The organism is Nocardioides psychrotolerans (genome assembly GCF_900113685.1).
Classification (GTDB): domain Bacteria; phylum Actinomycetota; class Actinomycetes; order Propionibacteriales; family Nocardioidaceae; genus Nocardioides; species Nocardioides psychrotolerans.
Genome location: NZ_FOQG01000005.1, coordinates 128,659 through 144,169, shown reverse-complemented (window position 1 = coordinate 144,169; position 15,511 = coordinate 128,659). Strand labels below are relative to the sequence as shown.

General features: G+C 71.0%; 18 protein-coding genes. 8 read left to right on the top strand and 10 right to left on the bottom strand.

What is annotated here, in order from left to right:
* Positions 1-13: 13 nt before the first annotated feature.
* The 3 genes from BM204_RS08130 to BM204_RS08120 form a co-directional block, all read right to left on the bottom strand.
* Entirely contained in the window at positions 14-856 is an 843-nt protein-coding gene (locus tag BM204_RS08130; protein WP_091111913.1) for an SDR family oxidoreductase, read from the bottom strand.
* A gap of 104 nt (positions 857-960) precedes the next feature.
* Positions 961-2,088 (bottom strand): class I SAM-dependent RNA methyltransferase, encoded by a 1,128-nt coding sequence (locus BM204_RS08125; RefSeq protein WP_091111912.1) that lies wholly within the window; start codon positions 2,086-2,088, stop codon positions 961-963.
* Between the two features lie 43 nt (positions 2,089-2,131).
* Positions 2,132-4,183, bottom strand: coding sequence for an APC family permease (locus tag BM204_RS08120; protein ID WP_170259093.1), 2,052 nt, complete (start codon positions 4,181-4,183; stop codon positions 2,132-2,134).
* A 46-nt stretch (positions 4,184-4,229) separates the two neighbouring features.
* Here BM204_RS08120 and BM204_RS08115 point away from each other — a divergent pair, with 46 nt between their 5' ends.
* Both BM204_RS08115 and BM204_RS08110 read left to right on the top strand, forming a co-directional pair.
* Positions 4,230-4,892 carry a potassium channel family protein gene (locus tag BM204_RS08115; RefSeq protein WP_091111911.1) on the top strand — a complete coding sequence of 221 codons (663 nt, stop codon included), beginning with the start codon at positions 4,230-4,232 and terminating at the stop codon, positions 4,890-4,892.
* 3 nt (positions 4,893-4,895) lie between these two features.
* Positions 4,896-5,570, top strand: a complete 675-nt coding sequence (locus BM204_RS08110) for a potassium channel family protein (protein WP_091111909.1) — start codon at positions 4,896-4,898, stop codon at positions 5,568-5,570.
* Positions 5,571-5,749: 179 nt separating this feature from the next.
* Here BM204_RS08110 and BM204_RS08105 read toward each other — a convergent pair whose 3' ends face one another.
* From BM204_RS08105 to dut, 4 genes are read right to left on the bottom strand one after another with little or no spacing between them, the layout of a single operon-like run.
* The gene (locus tag BM204_RS08105; protein WP_218031144.1) at positions 5,750-6,508 is read right to left on the bottom strand and encodes a DUF3159 domain-containing protein; all 759 of its coding nucleotides are present in this window, start codon (positions 6,506-6,508) and stop codon (positions 5,750-5,752) included.
* Positions 6,505-6,861, bottom strand: coding sequence for an OB-fold nucleic acid binding domain-containing protein (locus BM204_RS08100; protein ID WP_091111907.1), 357 nt, complete (start codon positions 6,859-6,861; stop codon positions 6,505-6,507). The genes BM204_RS08105 and BM204_RS08100 overlap by 4 nt, the downstream gene beginning before the upstream one ends.
* Before the next feature lie 15 nt (positions 6,862-6,876).
* Positions 6,877-7,509, bottom strand: a complete 633-nt coding sequence (locus tag BM204_RS08095) for a DUF3710 domain-containing protein (protein WP_091111906.1) — start codon at positions 7,507-7,509, stop codon at positions 6,877-6,879.
* Positions 7,506-7,997 (bottom strand): dUTP diphosphatase, encoded by a 492-nt coding sequence (dut, locus tag BM204_RS08090; RefSeq protein WP_091111904.1) that lies wholly within the window; start codon positions 7,995-7,997, stop codon positions 7,506-7,508. Before dut ends, BM204_RS08095 begins: the two co-directional genes overlap by 4 nt.
* A gap of 27 nt (positions 7,998-8,024) precedes the next feature.
* On the opposite strand from dut, the gene BM204_RS08085 reads away from it, so the two are divergent.
* Both BM204_RS08085 and BM204_RS08080 read left to right on the top strand, forming a co-directional pair.
* Positions 8,025-8,522 (top strand): DUF3093 domain-containing protein, encoded by a 498-nt coding sequence (locus BM204_RS08085; protein WP_091111902.1) that lies wholly within the window; start codon positions 8,025-8,027, stop codon positions 8,520-8,522.
* Positions 8,523-8,531: 9 nt separating this feature from the next.
* On the top strand, positions 8,532-8,849 hold the full coding sequence (locus BM204_RS08080) for a DUF4235 domain-containing protein (protein WP_091111901.1): 318 nt from the start codon (positions 8,532-8,534) through the stop codon (positions 8,847-8,849).
* A 30-nt stretch (positions 8,850-8,879) separates the two neighbouring features.
* Here the strand turns inward: BM204_RS08080 and BM204_RS08075 are convergent, their stop codons facing one another.
* The 3 genes from BM204_RS08075 to BM204_RS08065 form a co-directional block, all read right to left on the bottom strand.
* Positions 8,880-9,170 (bottom strand): DUF4193 domain-containing protein, encoded by a 291-nt coding sequence (locus tag BM204_RS08075; protein WP_091111899.1) that lies wholly within the window; start codon positions 9,168-9,170, stop codon positions 8,880-8,882.
* Positions 9,171-9,294: 124 nt separating this feature from the next.
* Complete coding sequence (locus BM204_RS08070; protein ID WP_091111897.1) at positions 9,295-10,125, bottom strand: inositol monophosphatase family protein; 831 nt, start codon at positions 10,123-10,125, stop codon at positions 9,295-9,297.
* Between the two features lie 12 nt (positions 10,126-10,137).
* On the bottom strand, positions 10,138-11,274 hold the full coding sequence (locus BM204_RS08065) for a ferrochelatase (protein ID WP_091111896.1): 1,137 nt from the start codon (positions 11,272-11,274) through the stop codon (positions 10,138-10,140).
* 33 nt (positions 11,275-11,307) lie between these two features.
* Here BM204_RS08065 and BM204_RS08060 point away from each other — a divergent pair, with 33 nt between their 5' ends.
* The 4 genes from BM204_RS08060 (at position 11,308) to BM204_RS08045 (ending at position 15,499) form a co-directional block, all read left to right on the top strand.
* Complete coding sequence (locus BM204_RS08060; RefSeq protein WP_143099691.1) at positions 11,308-12,504, top strand: MFS transporter; 1,197 nt, start codon at positions 11,308-11,310, stop codon at positions 12,502-12,504.
* On the top strand, positions 12,497-13,801 hold the full coding sequence (locus tag BM204_RS08055) for a D-arabinono-1,4-lactone oxidase (RefSeq protein ID WP_091111894.1): 1,305 nt from the start codon (positions 12,497-12,499) through the stop codon (positions 13,799-13,801). The genes BM204_RS08060 and BM204_RS08055 overlap by 8 nt, the downstream gene beginning before the upstream one ends.
* A gap of 67 nt (positions 13,802-13,868) precedes the next feature.
* Entirely contained in the window at positions 13,869-14,393 is a 525-nt protein-coding gene (locus BM204_RS08050; RefSeq protein WP_091111893.1) for a SigE family RNA polymerase sigma factor, read from the top strand.
* Positions 14,390-15,499: a hypothetical protein gene (locus BM204_RS08045; protein WP_091111891.1), complete on the top strand. Its 1,110-nt coding sequence runs from the start codon at positions 14,390-14,392 to the stop codon at positions 15,497-15,499. Before BM204_RS08050 ends, BM204_RS08045 begins: the two co-directional genes overlap by 4 nt.
* Positions 15,500-15,511: the final 12 nt, after the last annotated feature.

Sequence of the window (15,511 nt, the reverse complement as noted above, 5' to 3'; positions counted from 1 at the left end):
CCCCACTCCGGCGTCAGCCCTGGGCGAGCTCCGCGTTGTCCTGCCAGGCCTCCCACGACGCGAGGCGCGAAGCGTAGTCGGCCTGCGCGATCCCCAGCGGTGCGGTGCCAAGGAACGCCCGCAGCGGTGGCTCGTCGGCGTCGACGACGTGCAGGACGGCGGCTGCCGAGGCGGTCGGGTCACCGGGACCGGCGCCGGCCCGCTTGGCGCGCTCCTCGGCAAAACGCGCCCGCACCTCGTCGTACGCCGGCAGAGCGGTGGCCGTGCTGGCCGAGGGGCCTGACCAGTCCGTGGCGAACCCGCCCGGCTCGATCAGGGTCACGCGGATGCCGAAGGACGCGACCTCCTGTGCGAGCGACTGGGAGAAGCCTTCGAGGGCCCACTTCGACGCGTGGTAGGCGCCGATGTTGGGGAACGCCGAGATCCCACCGATCGAGGAGACCTGGAGGACATGGCCGCTCCCCTGCTCGCGCAGGAACGGCAGCGCGGCCTGGGTCACCCACATGGCACCGAAGACGTTGGTCTCCATCTGGTCACGGAAGTCGGCCTCGCTGAGCTCCTCGATGAAGCCGAACTGGCCGTAGCCGGCGTTGTTGACGACGACGTCCAGCCCGCCGAAGTGCGCGTGCGCCTGCGCGACCGCGGCGAAGTCGGCGTCGCGGTCGGTCACGTCGAGCTCGATCGGGAGGACGGCGTCGCCGTACTTCTGCACGAGGTCGTCGAGCGTGGAGGTGTCGCGCGCCGTCGCTGCGACCCGGTCGCCGCGCTCGAGCGCGGCGATGGACCACTCGCGCCCGAAGCCGCGCGAGCAGCCGGTGATGAACCAGGTCTTGGGGGCCGTCTGTATCTGCGTCATGCCACGACGCTACGGGAGCGCTCCGACGCAGGCCGCCGACGACCGGACGGCGCTGCGACATCGCGCCGACTCGGCCCCGGCCTTCGACTCGACCCAGGAGCGGGTCAGCGACGCGTCAGCAGTGCGACGCACTCCACGTGGTGCGTCATCGGGAAGAGGTCGAAGGCGCGCAGCTTCGTGAGCTCATAGCCGTGCTCGGCGAAGATCGCCACGTCGCGAGCCAGAGCGGCCGGATCGCAGGCGACGTAGGCGACCGCACGTGGGGCCCGGTCGACGACCTGCTCGACGACGACCCGCTTGGCCCCCTCACGGGTCGGGTCGAGGACCACGAGGTCGAAGGGCTCGTCGTAGTCGTGGGCGAGCACCCGGTCGACGAGTCCAGCGGCGGTCTTGATCCCCGGCGCGTTGGCACGTGACTGCTGCGAGGCCGTCGGGTCGGACTCGATGGCCACGACGCGACCGGTCTCACCCACGGCGTCGAGGAGGAAGCGGGCGAACAGCCCGACGCCGGCGTAGAGGTCGAGCGCCCGCTCGCCCGGCTGCGGCTGGAGCATGTCCATCACGGTCTCGACCAGCAGGTCGGGAGCGCCGGGGTGGACCTGCCAGAACCCGTCGTCCTCGACGATGAACGCGTGCGGCCCCACCACGTGGTCGCTGGGCTCGCGCGCCTCCAGGAGGCACTCGTCGATCTCGACGACCTCGTGGGAACGGTGCTTGCGCATGCCCCGCTTGCCGTCGGGCAGCTCGACGTAGCGCTGACGCGTGCGCCAGTGCAGCCCCCCGACGTCGCCGGGCACGGCCTCGACCTTCACCTCGACGTCGAGCTTCGCCAGGCGTTGCAGCTGCTCCCGGACCACCTCGGCCTTGAGCGAGCGCTGGCGCTTGAGCGTCACGTGCTGGAAGTCGCAGCCACCGCACAGGTCAGGCCCCGCCACAGGGCAGGGGGCGGGGACGCGGTCGGGCGACGCCTCGAGCACCTCGACGGCGTCACCGCGCCAGAACCGGTCGCCTTCGGTGCCCTCGGTGATCTCGACGACGACCCGCTCGCCCGGCAGGGCGTGACGGGTGAAGACGACCCGCGAGACCGGCTCGGGCAGGCGCACGATGCAGTGCCCGCCGTGGGCGACGGGACCGACCTGGGCCTCGAAGCGTTGGCCGACCACGCTGGCGCCGCGGCTCTGCTTCTGCCGGGTCTGACCGTGGCGGGGGCGGCGGCTGGACTGGCGTGTCATGGAAGGTTCCTCATCACGGGTTCTGGCTCATCAGGGGCTGTGGCTACCGAGGGACTTGGCGGTCGGAGCGCTCGGAGCGCTCGTCGACGTTGCCACGACGCAGGTCACCGGGGCGCACCCGGGTGTCCTCGCGGAGCTCGCGCTCGCGGGCGATCTCGGAGGAGCGCAGCTGGTAGGGCACGGACGTGACCATGACGCCAGGGGTGAACAGCAATCGGCCCTTGAGCCGCAGCGCGGTCTGGTTGTGCAGCAGCTGCTCCCACCAGCGACCGACGACGTACTCCGGGATGTAGACCGCGACGACCCCACGCGGGTTGGCCTTGCGGATCTCGGTGGCATATTCCACGATCGGGCGGATCAGCTCGCGGTAGGGCGAGTGGAGCACCTTGAGCGGCACGTCCATGCGGCGCTCGTCCCACTCCTCCAGGAGTCGGTTGGTCGCGTCGGAGTCCGTGGCGACGTAGACGCCCTCGAGCACGTTGGGCCGGGTCGCCTTGGCGAAGGCCAGGGCGCGCAAGGTCGGCTTGTGCAGCTTGGAGACCAGGACGATCGCATGCACCCGGGTGGGCATGACCTTGTCCTCGTCGTCGGCGGCGAGTTCCTCGGCGACCTTGTCGTAGTGGCCCTTGATGCCCTTCATCAAGGCGTAGAAGAACAGCATCGCCAGGATCGTGATCCAGGCGCCCTCGAGGAACTTGGTGACCAGCACGATCACCAGCACCACGGCGGTGAACGTGAGGCCGATCGCGTTGATGACGCGCGAGCGGATCATGTGGGCCCGCTTGGCCGGGTCGCGCTCGCTGGCGAGGTGGCGCGTCCAGTGCCGGATCATCCCGAGCTGGCTGAGGTTGAAAGACACGAAGACGCCCACGATGTAGAGCTGGATCAAACGCGTGACCTGGGCGTCGAAGGCCAGGATCAGGATGATCGCCATGACGGCGAGGAAGACGATGCCGTTGCTGTAGGCCAGTCGGTCGCCGCGCGAACCCAGCGCACGTGGCGCGTAACCGTCCTGGGCCAGGATCGATCCGAGCACCGGGAAGCCGTTGAACGCCGTGTTGGCGGCGAGCACCAGGATGACGCCCGTGACGGAGACGACCAGGTAGAAGCCCGGCGGGAAGTTGTTGAAGACCGCGTCGGCGATCTGGGCGATGACCGTGTGCTGGTCGTAGCCCTCGGGGAGCGGTTCGCCGTTGCGCGTCAGTCGGTCGAGGTCGTGGGGGTCGACGTAGCGGATGCCCATCTGCCGGGCCAGCACGATGACGCTGACCATCATCGTGATGGCGATGACGCCGAGGAGCAGCAACGTGGTGGCGGCGTTCTTGCTCTTGGGGCGGGTGAAGGCCGGGACGCCGTTGGAGATCGCCTCGACGCCGGTCAGCGCGGCACAGCCCGACGAGAAGGCCCGGGCCAGGAGGAAGAGCAGAGCGAAGGTCGTGAGGGGGCCGTCCAGGCCCGGCTCGGGCGTGATCGAGAGCCCCGCGCTCTCCACGTCCGGCAGCGTGCCGAGGGCCAGCCGCACCAGCCCGAAGAGGCACATGCCGAGGATGGCGACCATGAAGAGGTACGTCGGGACGGCGAAGAACGTGCCGGACTCCCGGATGCCACGCAGGTTCATCGCCATCAGCACGACGACCAGCACCGAGCCGAAGACCGCCTCGTGGCCGCTGAGCACAGGGATGGCCGAGGCGGCGTACTGGGCGCCTGACGAGATCGACACGGCGACCGTGAGGACGTAGTCGACGAGCAGGGCGCTGGCCACCGTGGTGCCGGCGTTGACGCCGAGGTTGACCGTCGCGACCTCGTAGTCGCCGCCCCCGCTGGGGTAGGCGTGGACGGTCTGCCGGTAGGACGCGATGACGGCGGCCATGACGAGAGCGACCGCGATGGCGATCTTCCACGACCAGACGTACTGCGCCGCGCCGGCGAGCGACAGCATGATGAAGACCTCGTCGGGGGCGTAGGCCACCGAGGAGAGCGCGTCGCTCGCGAAGACCGGCAGCGCGATCCGCTTGGGAAGAAGGGTCTCCCCTAGCTGGGAGCTGCGCAACTTGCGTCCCAGGAGTATTCGTTTCGAGACGTCGCCGACACCCACGAGCCGCAACAGTACGGCACGGCTCACCGCCGAGTACGGTTACGTCGTGCACGTCGTGATCATGGGTTGTGGCCGGGTCGGTTCGACCCTCGCCCGCAGCCTCGAGGACCGCAACCACACCGTGGCTGTCATTGACAGCGAGCCAGATGCGTTCCGACGCCTCGGGCCCGGCTTCAACGGCGACAAGGTGACCGGCTACGGCTTCGACCAGCAGGTCCTCGAGAAGGCCGGCATCCGCCGCGCCGACGCGTTTGCCGCCGTCTCCAGCGGCGACAACTCCAACATCATCGCTGCGCGAGTCGCGCGCGAGACGTTCGGGATCCAGCAGGTCGTCGCCCGCATCTACGACCCCGGCCGCGCCGAGGTCTACCAGCGCCTGGGCATCACCACGGTCGCGACGGTGAAGTGGACGGCCGACCAGGTGCTGCGCCGGATCTTGCCGGTCGGCGCCGAGCCCGACTTCCGCGACCCGTCGGGCACCATCCGGCTCGACCAGGTCCCCGTCCAGGAGACGTGGATCGGGCACCGGACGATCACGTTCCAGGAGCAGTCCCGGAGCCGGATCGCCTGGATCGACCGGCTCGGCGAGGGCATGCTGCCCACGCGTGACTCGGTCATCCAGGAGGGCGACCTGCTCCACCTGGTGATGCGCGAGGAGAACGCCGCTCACGCCTACCAGGTCATCGAACGCGGACCCGAGGAGTCGTAAGAGATGCGAGTTGCGATCGCCGGAGCCGGCGCCGTGGGACGTTCCATCGCGCGTGAGCTGATCCAGAACGGTCACGAGGTCCTCCTCATCGACAAGAACCCGGGCTCCATCCACCCCGAGCGGGTGCCGGACGCGGAGTGGCTGCTGGCCGACTCCTGCGAGCTGTCCTCGCTCGAGGAGGCCCGTCTCGACAAGTGCGACGTCGTCATCGCGGCCACCGGTGACGACAAGGCCAACCTGGTCACGTCGCTGCTCGCCAAGACCGAGTTCGGCGTGCCACGCACCGTCGGGCGGGTCAATCACCCCAACAACGAGTGGCTCTTCACCGAGGCCTGGGGCGTCGACGTCAACGTGTCGACCCCGCGCATCATGTCGGCGCTCGTCGAGGAGGCCGTGACGGTCGGCGACCTGGTGCGGCTGTTCACCTTCCGCCAGGGCGATGCCAACCTGGTGGAGATGACGCTGCCGGCGGACTCGCCCTACGTCGGGAAGCCCAGTGGGCTCATCCCGCTGCCCGACAACTGCGCGTTGGTGACGATCCTGCGCGACGGCCAGGTCTACGTGCCCGACCCCGAGCAGCCGGTCGAGGCCGGCGACGAGCTGCTGTTCGTCGTGCCGGACGTCGGCGAGGACGAGCTCGAGCGCCTGCTGGCGCCGGGCACCCACGGTAGGCCCTAGGGGTCGCACGCACGCACGGACGTCGTCGCCTACCCCGTCGACCCGCTCGTGGAGATCGACGATGAGGGACCTGCGGGAACCACGGTGGCGTCCCTGCCTGGCTCCCGCGTCACGGGTGTGGCCCACCGCCCTCGTTGGGGGACGTGTGGGACCTCGCGAGCTCCCGCGGTCGACCTGTACTACGTCGGGGACGGACCCGCATCGAGCCGCGCGCCGGTCGAGACCGGGGTCGCGTCGCGCGAGAGCAGCCACACCATGGCGCCGAGGGCGGCCAGCTGCAGCGGCCAGCCCAGACCCACCTTCATGATGCCGAGGACCGCGACCGCGGTGTCGGCCTCCATCGCGCCGGACTGCCCGGCGAACCACACCGGGGCCTGTGCGGCGACGCGCAGCGCGCACGGCAGGGCGAGCAGCCAGGTGAGCTTGGTGCACAGCCGCACGACCTGGCGGTCGGCGTGCCAGGCGGTCGGGTCGCCGGTGACGCTGCCGACCATGAAGCCCACCAGCGGCCAGCCGATCAGGCAGGTGAAGCCGAGGAGCACGGTGTAGCCGGAGTTGTAGATCAGCCCGGGGAGGAAGTAGGCCAGCGCCTGCTCGTCCTCGCTGCCCCCACGACTGGCCGCGATCCGGACGAAGAGCCAGCCGATGCCGATCCCGAAGATCGCGTTGAGGACGAACTGCGTCGTCGAGCGCTGCACGAGCCGCACCACGAGCATCGCCACGGCCGCGGCGATGCTGATGACCAGGGCCAGGACCAGCTCGCGGGTCGTCAGCCACATCACCGTGAAGAGCAGGGTCGGGACCGCCGCCTCGACCATCCCGCGGCGCCCACCCAATGCCTTGGACAGCTGGGCGCGCACGACCTCCTCGACCGTGGCGACCGAGGCGTGCGCCTGCTCCGGTGTCCGCTCCCCCGCCCCGGGGTCGGGCTCGCTCACGGCATCAGCTCGTAGCGCGGGTTGTAGATGATCCGCACCCCGTCGTGGGCGCCGATGCGGCCCTGGACCTGGATGGAGCGTCCCGGCGAGATGCCGGAGATCCGGCGACGACCGAGCCAGACGACGGTGATCACGCCGGTGCCGTCGTAGAGCTCGGCCTCCAGGGCCGGCACCCCTCCACGCGGTCGCAACGTGACGGTGCGGAGCGTGCCGCGCAGGCGGACGACCTCACGGTCGGGCGCGTCGACGATGCAGTCGACGCCTTCCCCACCGCTGTAGGTCTTGCGCAGGTCGCGGGCATGGGCGTCGTCGTTGTTGGCCCACTTGCTGATCGTGCGGCGCAGCTTGCTCATCGTCGGCCCCGCTCGTCAGGCGGTGGGAGGCTCGACGCGGCGGGCGTTCTCGGGCATGACCACCGGCAGTGCCTCGCCGACGGGCATGGCGTGCGCGCCCCGCCGTACGGCGACCTTGGCGATCGTCTCCTCCCAGGCGGCCGACGACTCGGGGTCGATGGCCGGGCGGCCCAGCAGGGTCGCGCGGAGCAGCCAGCGGGAGCCGTTGACGCCGATGATCCGTGAGGGCTGGGCACCCTTGGTGCCGTCGGGCTGCTGGATCACGATGTGGCAGAGCAGCTCGGTGCCGAAGCGGCCCTCGCGCTCGGTGGCCGTGCCGCCGCGCGACTCCATGTCGGCGGCGATCTGCGGGCGGACGTCGGCCCAGAGGTCACCGTTGCGGGGTGCGGAGAAGGCGCGCAGCTCCACGGCACCGTCGGAGCCGGCGAGCACGACCGACTGCACGTTGCCCGAGGCCTCGTCGACCTGGAGGCGCAGCTCGCGGCCCGGCTCGGGGGTGAGGACCAGGGAGCCCAGGTCGACACGGTCGACCCCGTCCTCCTGCAGCTCCTCGGCGTCGAAGGGACCTGCCGGCACGCTCACCTCGTCGGTCACGTCCTCCACTGCCTCGGCGGTGGTGTCGACGTCGGACTTGCGGCGGAACTTCACGAACTGTCTCCTCGAGGTGTGGGATGGCCGAAGCCACCAGTAGAACCGTAACCCCCGTCTCCTCGCACACTGGCGGGGAGTTCCCGGACCTCCGCGAACGCCGCCCGCTCGAAGCGCTGGATCACCAGCTGCGCGATCCGGTCACCGCGCCGGAGCTCGATCGCCTCGGTGGGGTCGTGGTTGATGAGCAACACCTTGATCTCGCCGCGGTAGCCCGCGTCGATGGTGCCGGGGGTGTTGAGGATCGAGAGCCCGTGGCGCGCAGCGAGGCCCGATCGGGGGTGCACCAGCGCCACGAAGCCGTCGGGCAGGGCGATCGCGATGCCGGTCGGCACCAGCGCCCGCTCGCCCGGCGCCAACGTCACGTCCACGGTGGTGAGGAGGTCGGCTCCCGCGTCGCCGGGACGGGCGTAGGACGGGAGCGGGAGGTCGGCATCCAGCCGGACGACCTCCACGGGGACCGGGGCGAACGGGTCGGGCGTGAGCACGCTGGGACCTTAGTGGAGACTCGTCTCGTGAGCAGCACCGCCGAGACCTCCTCCTACAGCGAGCGCCTCGGCGTGCCCCTGCGCTGGTGGGTCCAGGGCACGATGCTGGTCGCGAGCCTGTGGCTGGCTCTCGTCGTCGCCCTCCCCGGGCTGCTGTCCTCGGTGATCACGGCCGTCGCGATGCTGCTGCTCTCCGCCGCGATGATCTCCTTCGGGTCCGCCCAGATCTCCGTGCGCGACGGGGTCCTGCGTGCCGGTCGCGCCTCGATCGAGGCACGCCACCTCGGCGTCGCGGTGGCCCTGGACGCCGAGGCCACCCGTCGTACGGCGGGTCGGGACGCCGACGTCCGCGCGTTCCTGCTGCTGCGTCCCTACCTGAAGCGCTCGGTCAAGATCTCGCTGCACGACGCGGCCGACCCCACGCCCTACTGGCTCCTCAGCACCCGGCACCCGGAGCGGCTGGCGGCGGCCGTCGGCGAGCTCACCCGCACCTCACCCCGAAGGCGTGACACGACGCCTGGTTAGGGTTGGCCCATGGCTTCCGACAGCTCCAAGCTCTGGTCCGTCTTCTCCCTCGCCGCCGCGCTCGGCGCGGCCGCGATCGCCAAGAAGGGACTCAACACGTCCTGGAAGGCCGCCACGGGGAAGAACCCGCCCGCCAACCCCGCCGATCCCGACGTGGACGTGTGGGAGGCGGTGGCCTGGGCCACGGTGAGCGGCACGTTCATCGCGCTCGCCCGGATGATGGCCACCCGCAAGGCGGCCCACTACTACGCGAAGTCGACCGGACATCTCCCCCCGGGCCTCCAGAGGGACGGCCAGGACCCGAAGGCGCCGACGCCGGTCTCGTGAGCCGGGGCGTGCTGGGCCAGGGAGAAGTCCCTAGGCGCAGTCGCGGCAGATCATCTTCTTGCTGTCAGCCAGCTGGCTGCGGTGGTGGACCAGGAAGCAGCTCATGCAGGTGAACTCGTCCTCCTGCTTCGGCTTCACCTCGACGGCGAGCTCCTCGTGGGACAGGTCGGCCCCGGGGAGCTCGAAGGCCTCGGCGGCTTCCGTCTCGTCCTCGTCGACCTTGCCGGAGTTCTTGTCGTGGCGACGCGCCTTGAGCTCTTCGATGCTCTCCTCGGACTGGTCTTCCTCGTTCTTACGCGGTGCATCGTAATCAGTAGCCATGCGTCGCTCACTCCCTTCGGCTGTGTGGGGCGGGTGTGTGTGGCGGGCCAGATTGTGCACCACCGTCGTGGCCCCGCCGACACCGGCTAGGCGGTAGGTCGGTGGAACGTTGGGTGAACGGCTGCTATTCCCCGCGTTCCGTGATGGTGCCAGGCGCGGCAAACCCCGCGTCGACGACGGCCGCGTGGAGCTCCTCGAAGCCGTGAGCGGGCCCACACACGAGCAGCGTCATGCCGCCCACGCCCGTGCCCAGTCGAGTCGTCGCACCGGCGGTCCGGGCGATCAGTCCACCGGCCGCGTGGTCCCACAGGTTGACGCCCTCCTCGACGTAGCCGTCGAGCGAGCCGTCGGCGACCAGGCACAGGTCGAGGGCGCACGAGCCGAGGCGACGCAGGTCGCGGATGTGGGGCAGCAACCGACTGGCGGCCTCCGCCTGCAGCACGCGGACCTCGCGGTCGTAGGAGAAGCCCGTGGCGATCAGGCGGTGTGACAGCGGCGCCTGATCGCGTACGCCGATCTGTCGGCCGTCGCGCAGGGCGACCAGGTGGCCGTCCTGGCTGCGGGCGACGTACTCGGTGCGGGTGACGACGTTGAGCACGACCCCGGCCACGGCCTCGCCGTCGACCTCGGCGGCGATGGACACGGCGTAGTTGGGGAGGCCGTAGAGGAAGTTGACGGTGCCGTCGATCGGGTCGATGACCCAGCGGACTCCCGTCGTGCCCTCCTCGTCGTCGCCCTCCTCGCCGAGGAACGCGTCGTCGGGCCGTCGCGCGCGGATCGTGTCGCGGATCAGCGCCTCCGCGGCCCGGTCTGCCTCGGTGACGATGTCGACGTCACTGGTCTTGGTGGCCGCGACGCTGACCCCGTCGGCCTTGCGGCCCCGGATCAGGTCAGCGGCCAGGCGGGCGGCCCCGAGGGCCAGGTCTGCGAGCTCGTCGGTCATGTCGATCGTCATCTCGGTGCCTGCTCAGGCGTCGCCGCAGAGGGCGGGGCGGTCGGCACGCGGGTTGGCGCAGCACCCGACGGGGCACCTGTCCCACCGGGCGTCGAGTCGGCCGATGCTGGCGCGCACGACGTCCTCGCCGCGCTCGGCGGTGGCCCGCTCGAGCAGCAGGTCGCGCACCATCGTCACGAAGCGCGGGTCGGTGGCAGGCGTCGCGGCGCGTCGCGCCGGCAGCCCGAGCTCCTCCGCGGTCGCCAGTGCCTCGGTGTCGAGGTCGTAGATGACCTCCATGTGGTCGGAGATGAAGCCGCTCGGGATCAACACGACGGCGGGGGCACCGGCCTCCTTCAGGGACGCAAGGTGGTCGTTGACGTCCGGCTCGAGCCACGGGACGTGCGGTGCGCCGGAGCGCGAGCAGTAGGCCAGCTCCCACGGGTGCTCGACGCCGGTCACGAGCGACACCTGGCGCGCGATCTCGGTGACGGCGCTGAGGTGCTGGTCGACGTAGGCGCCGCCCTCGGGTCCGCTGGTGTCGTTCATCGAGAGCGGTATCGAGTGCGTGACGAAGGCCAGGTGGGCGCCGGCGCGGACGTCCTCGGGCAGCTCGGCGAGCGAGGCCAGCGTGGCGTCCACGATCGGCTCGATGAAGCCCGGGTGGTTGAAGTAGTGGCGCAGCTTGTCCAGCTGCGGGGCACCCTCGAGGCCGTCGACGGCGTCGTAGAGGTTCTCGCGGTACTGCCTGCAGCTCGACCACGACGAGTAGGTGCTGGTGACGAAGCAGGCGGCTCGGGTGACGCCGTCGGCGGCCATCTGCGCGAGCGTGTCCTTGAGGTAGGGGTCCCAGTTGCGGTTGCCCCAGTAGACCGGGAGGTCGATCCCGGCGCCGGCCAGGTCGGCCTCGATCCGCTTCAGGAGGTCGCGGTTGAGGTCGTTGATGGGGGACTTGCCGCCGAAGAGGGAGTAGTGCTCGCCGACCTGCTCGAGCCGCTCGCGCGGGATGCCCCGGCCATGGGTGACGTTCTCGAGGAACGGGACCACGTCCTCGGGCGCCTCCGGGCCTCCGAAGGAGACCAGGAGGAGGGCGTCGTAGGGGGCGGCGGGATTGGCGGCGGGGTTGGTGGCGGGGTTGGCCGCGGGGACCGACGAGTCAGGATTGGGCACTACCCCATCGTATGGACCTACCCTCAACCTCCCATGCTCGCCACCTACCGTCGGATCCTGGCCCGCCCCGGCACCGCCCTCTTCAGCGCGACCGGTCTCGTGGCGCGCCTGCCGATCTCCATGGTGGGGCTCGGGATCGTGCTGCTCGTCGAGGACGCCTCGGGCTCCTACGGCGTCGCGGGAGCCGTGTCGGCCGCCCACCTGCTGGCCAACGCGCTCTTCGCGATCCTGCAGGGGCGCCTCATCGACCGCGTCGGGCAGTCGCGGGTCCTGCCGGTGGTCATCACGATCTGGGGCGTCGCGCTGGCGCTGCTGATGTGGTCGGTCGAGTCCGACTGGCCGATCCTGCTGACCTACCTCTTCGCAGTGCTGGCCGGCGCCTCGTTGCCCTCGGTCGCCACCTGCGTGCGAGCGCGGTGGTCGCACGCGACGCGCGACCCCGACGAGCTCCAGACCGCCTTCGCGCTCGAGGCCGTGGCCGACGAGGCCGTGTTCATCACCGGTCCGATCCTGGTCACGGTGCTCGCCACGGCCGTGCACCCGGTCGCCGGTCTCACCACCGCCCTGGTCACCGGCGTCCTGGGCACCTACGCCTTCGCCGCGCAGCGTCGTACGGAGCCGCCGACCCATCGGCGCCCGGAGCCGGGCGCCGACCGTCCGGGCATCCCGTGGGGGACGTTGATCCCCCTGACCGTCGTCTCCGCGGCCCTGGGACTCCTCTTCGGCGCCGCCGAGGTGGCGACGGTCGCCTTCGCCGAGGAGCGCGGCGCCAAGGTCTACGCCGGAGTGCTGCTCGCGCTCTGGGCGGCCGGTTCCCTGATCGCCGGTGTGATGACCGGTGCCGTCACCTGGCGCCGAGGCCCGGACCACCGGCTGCGTTGGGGGGCACGGGCCATGACCGTGGCGATGCTTCCCCTGACCTTCATCGACTCGATGGTGGTGATGGGTGCGGTGCTCTTCGTGGCCGGCTTCGCCATCGCCCCGACCCTGATCGCCACCATGTCGCTCTCGGAGAAGGTGCTGCCGCCCTCGCGACTCACCGAGGGGATGGCCTTCCTCCAGACGGGCCTGGTCGCCGGCGTCGCCCCCGGCGCGGCGCTGGCCGGGGTCGTGATCGACACCCAGGGCGCGTCGGCCGCCTACCTGGTGCCGGTCGCGGGTGGTCTGCTCGCCCTGCTGGCGGCCCAGGCGATCCGCCCTATCGTGGTGCCCGTGGTGACACGTGACTGAGTGGGTCAACTGGTCGGGCCTCGCCAGCGCGCGCCCGCAGCGGGTGGCGCAGCCCGTCGACACCGCCGCGGTGGTGGCCGAGGTGCACCGCGCGCGCACCGAGGGCACCACGGTGAAGATGATCGGCACCGGCCACAGCTTCACCGCGATCTCGGCCCCCGAGCACACGATGCTGCTCCCCCACTCGCTCAGCGGGATCGTCGCCGTCGACCGGGAGGCGATGACGGTCACCGCCCTGGCCGGCACCCGGCTCAAGGTCTTCAACGCGGCCCTCGAGGGTCTCGGCCTCAGCCTGCACAACATGGGTGACATCGCCGAGCAGACGCTGGCCGGCGCGATCTCGACCGGCACCCACGGCACCGGCGGCGTCGCGGCGAGCCTGGCGGCGCAGGTCGTCGGGCTCGAGCTGGTCTCCGGCACCGGCGAGGTCCTGCGTGCGACGGCCGAGGAGAACGCCGACGTCCTGGAGCACGCCCGCATCGGCCTCGGCGCACTCGGCGTCCTCACCGCCATCACCTTCCGCGTCGAGCCGCTCTTCCTGCTCGAGGCCACCGAGCGTCCGATGCGGTGGGATGAGGCGCTCGGCTCCTTCGACCAGATGGTGGCCGAGAGCCACCACGTCGACCTCTACTGGTTCCCCCATTCCGACCGGATGCTGACCAAGCGCAACGACCGGCTCGCCGCCGACCTCTCCGAGGCCGAGCCGCTGTCACGCACCCGCGCCTGGGTCGACGACGAGCTGCTCTCCAACAAGGCCTTCGGGCTGCTCACGGCCGCCGCCAACCGCGCGCCGCGCGTCATCCCCCGGATGAACCGGATGAACGCCCGGATGCTCGGCGCCCGCACCTACAGCGACGTGGCCCACCGGGTCTTCACCACCGAGCGCAATGTCGTCTTCAAGGAGATGGAGTACGCCGTTCCGCGTGCGGCCGGCCTCTCGGCCCTGCGTGAGGCACGAGCGGCCCTGGACGCCTCCGACCTGACCGTCAGCTTCCCCGTCGAGATCCGGGTCGCCCCCGCCGACGACCTGCCCCTGTCGACCGCCAGCGGGCGCGACTCGTTCTACCTCGCCTTCCACACGCACCGCCGCGCCGACCACACGGCGTACTTCGCGTTGATGGAGCAGGTCATGCGTGTCCACGGCGGCCGCCCCCACTGGGGCAAGGTCCACACGCGCCAGGCCGACGGGCTGGCCCCGCTCTACCCCCGCTTCGACGACTTCCTCGCCATGCGCGACCGCCTCGACCCCGACCGGGTCTTCTCCAACGGCTACCTGCGCCGGGTCCTGGGGCCTTGAGCCACCCGGCGAACCTTTCCCTCACGTCACCTCGTCTGGTGGGCATGAGGATGACGAAGGAGCTGCGATGACACGACGCGACGAGTTCGCCGAGTTCGTGACCGGGCGCTCGGGCGCCCTGCACCGAGCGGCCTACCTGATGGTGGGCGACCAGGCCCTCGCACAGGACCTGGTGCAGGAGACGCTGGTCAAGACCTACGCCGCCTGGCCGCGGCTGCGCGACAAGGGCAACGCGGAGGCCTACTGCCGCAAGGCCATCACGACCACGGCCATCTCGTGGTTCCGCCGCAAGAGCTGGAGCCACGAGCGCACCACCGAGGTCCTGCCCGCCGGCCGGACCAGCGGCCACGACGACGCGGTCACCCAGAGCCAGTGGCTCTGGGACGGCCTCCAGCAGCTCCCGCCGCGGCAGCGTGCCGCGATCGTACTGCGCTACTACGAGGACCTCACCGAGGTCCAGACCGCGGACGCGATGGGCTGTGCCGTCGGCACGGTCAAGAGCCAGGTGTCAGCCGGCATCGCCAAGCTCCGCGAGCACCTCGGCGACGACGCCGACCTCCTCCCCCTCCCTGACCTGGTGGTGAACCGATGACCGAGAAGCTCCGAAACCTGCTCCACGACCGCGCTGTCGACGTGGACTTCCCGCCCCCCGACCTGGACCTGCTGGTGCGCTCCGGCGACCGGCGCGTACGCCGCCGGCGCGGCCTCGTCGCCGCCGGCTCCCTCGCGGCGCTGGCCGTCACTGCCGCGGTGGTCGTCCCCGCCCTGGTCTCCGACGACGGCACTCCCGACCCGGCCGGGGCCCTCGCCACCGACGTGCTGCCCACGGACCTCGTGTCCTGGGCCGACGGATCGATCCTGCACGCCGGTCCGGCCGAGACGGACCTCGGCGAGACGATCCGGGCCTTCGTCCGCACCGACGTGGGCTACGTCGTGGCCGACGCCCGGGGTCGCGTGCTTTCCGTCGTCGGCGGCGAGGTCACCGAGGTCGGCACGGTCGACGCAACGGACCCCCGCCTGGTCAGCGACCACGACAGCTCGCTGGTCGGCTGGGTCGACCGGTCCGGGGAGCAGCCGGCGTTCCAGGTCTATGACCAGGACGACGACGAGATCGTGCTCGACGACGACTCGGCCACCCGCCCGGGGATGAGCAACCTGGCCGACGACACCGACCCGGCCTACTTCTACGCCATCGACGGGGACACGGCCTACTGGCGCGACACCCGCGGGCTGGTCGCGGTCGACGTCGCGACCGGTGGGACCACGGTGGTCGACGCCCGCGCCGTCAACGGCTTCGACCTGATCGACGTGCAGGCCGGCGTCCTCGCGTTCTACGGGCAGGAGGGCGTCGAGCTGGGCGAGACCCGCGGAACCGCACGCCCGCTGCCCGGCGTGCTGGAAGGCAGCGGGGTGTTGTCGCCCCTGGCGACCAGCTATGCCCCCGACAGCGAGTGGGTGAAGGTCGTCAACCGCGACGGAACCGACCTCTCCCCGAGCATACCGACCCGCTACTTCTTCTCCACGGTCTACGAGTGGGTCGACGAGGAGACCGTTCGGGTGATCGCGCTCGAGAGCGAGGAGGCGAGCGCCGACCTGTTCTCCTGCTCGATCGCCACGTCGAGCTGCACGTTGCTGATCGACGGCGCCGGGGTCGAGGGCGAGCTGCAGCTGCCCGTCGGAGAGGTCCTGGGCGGCTGAGCTGAGCCACCC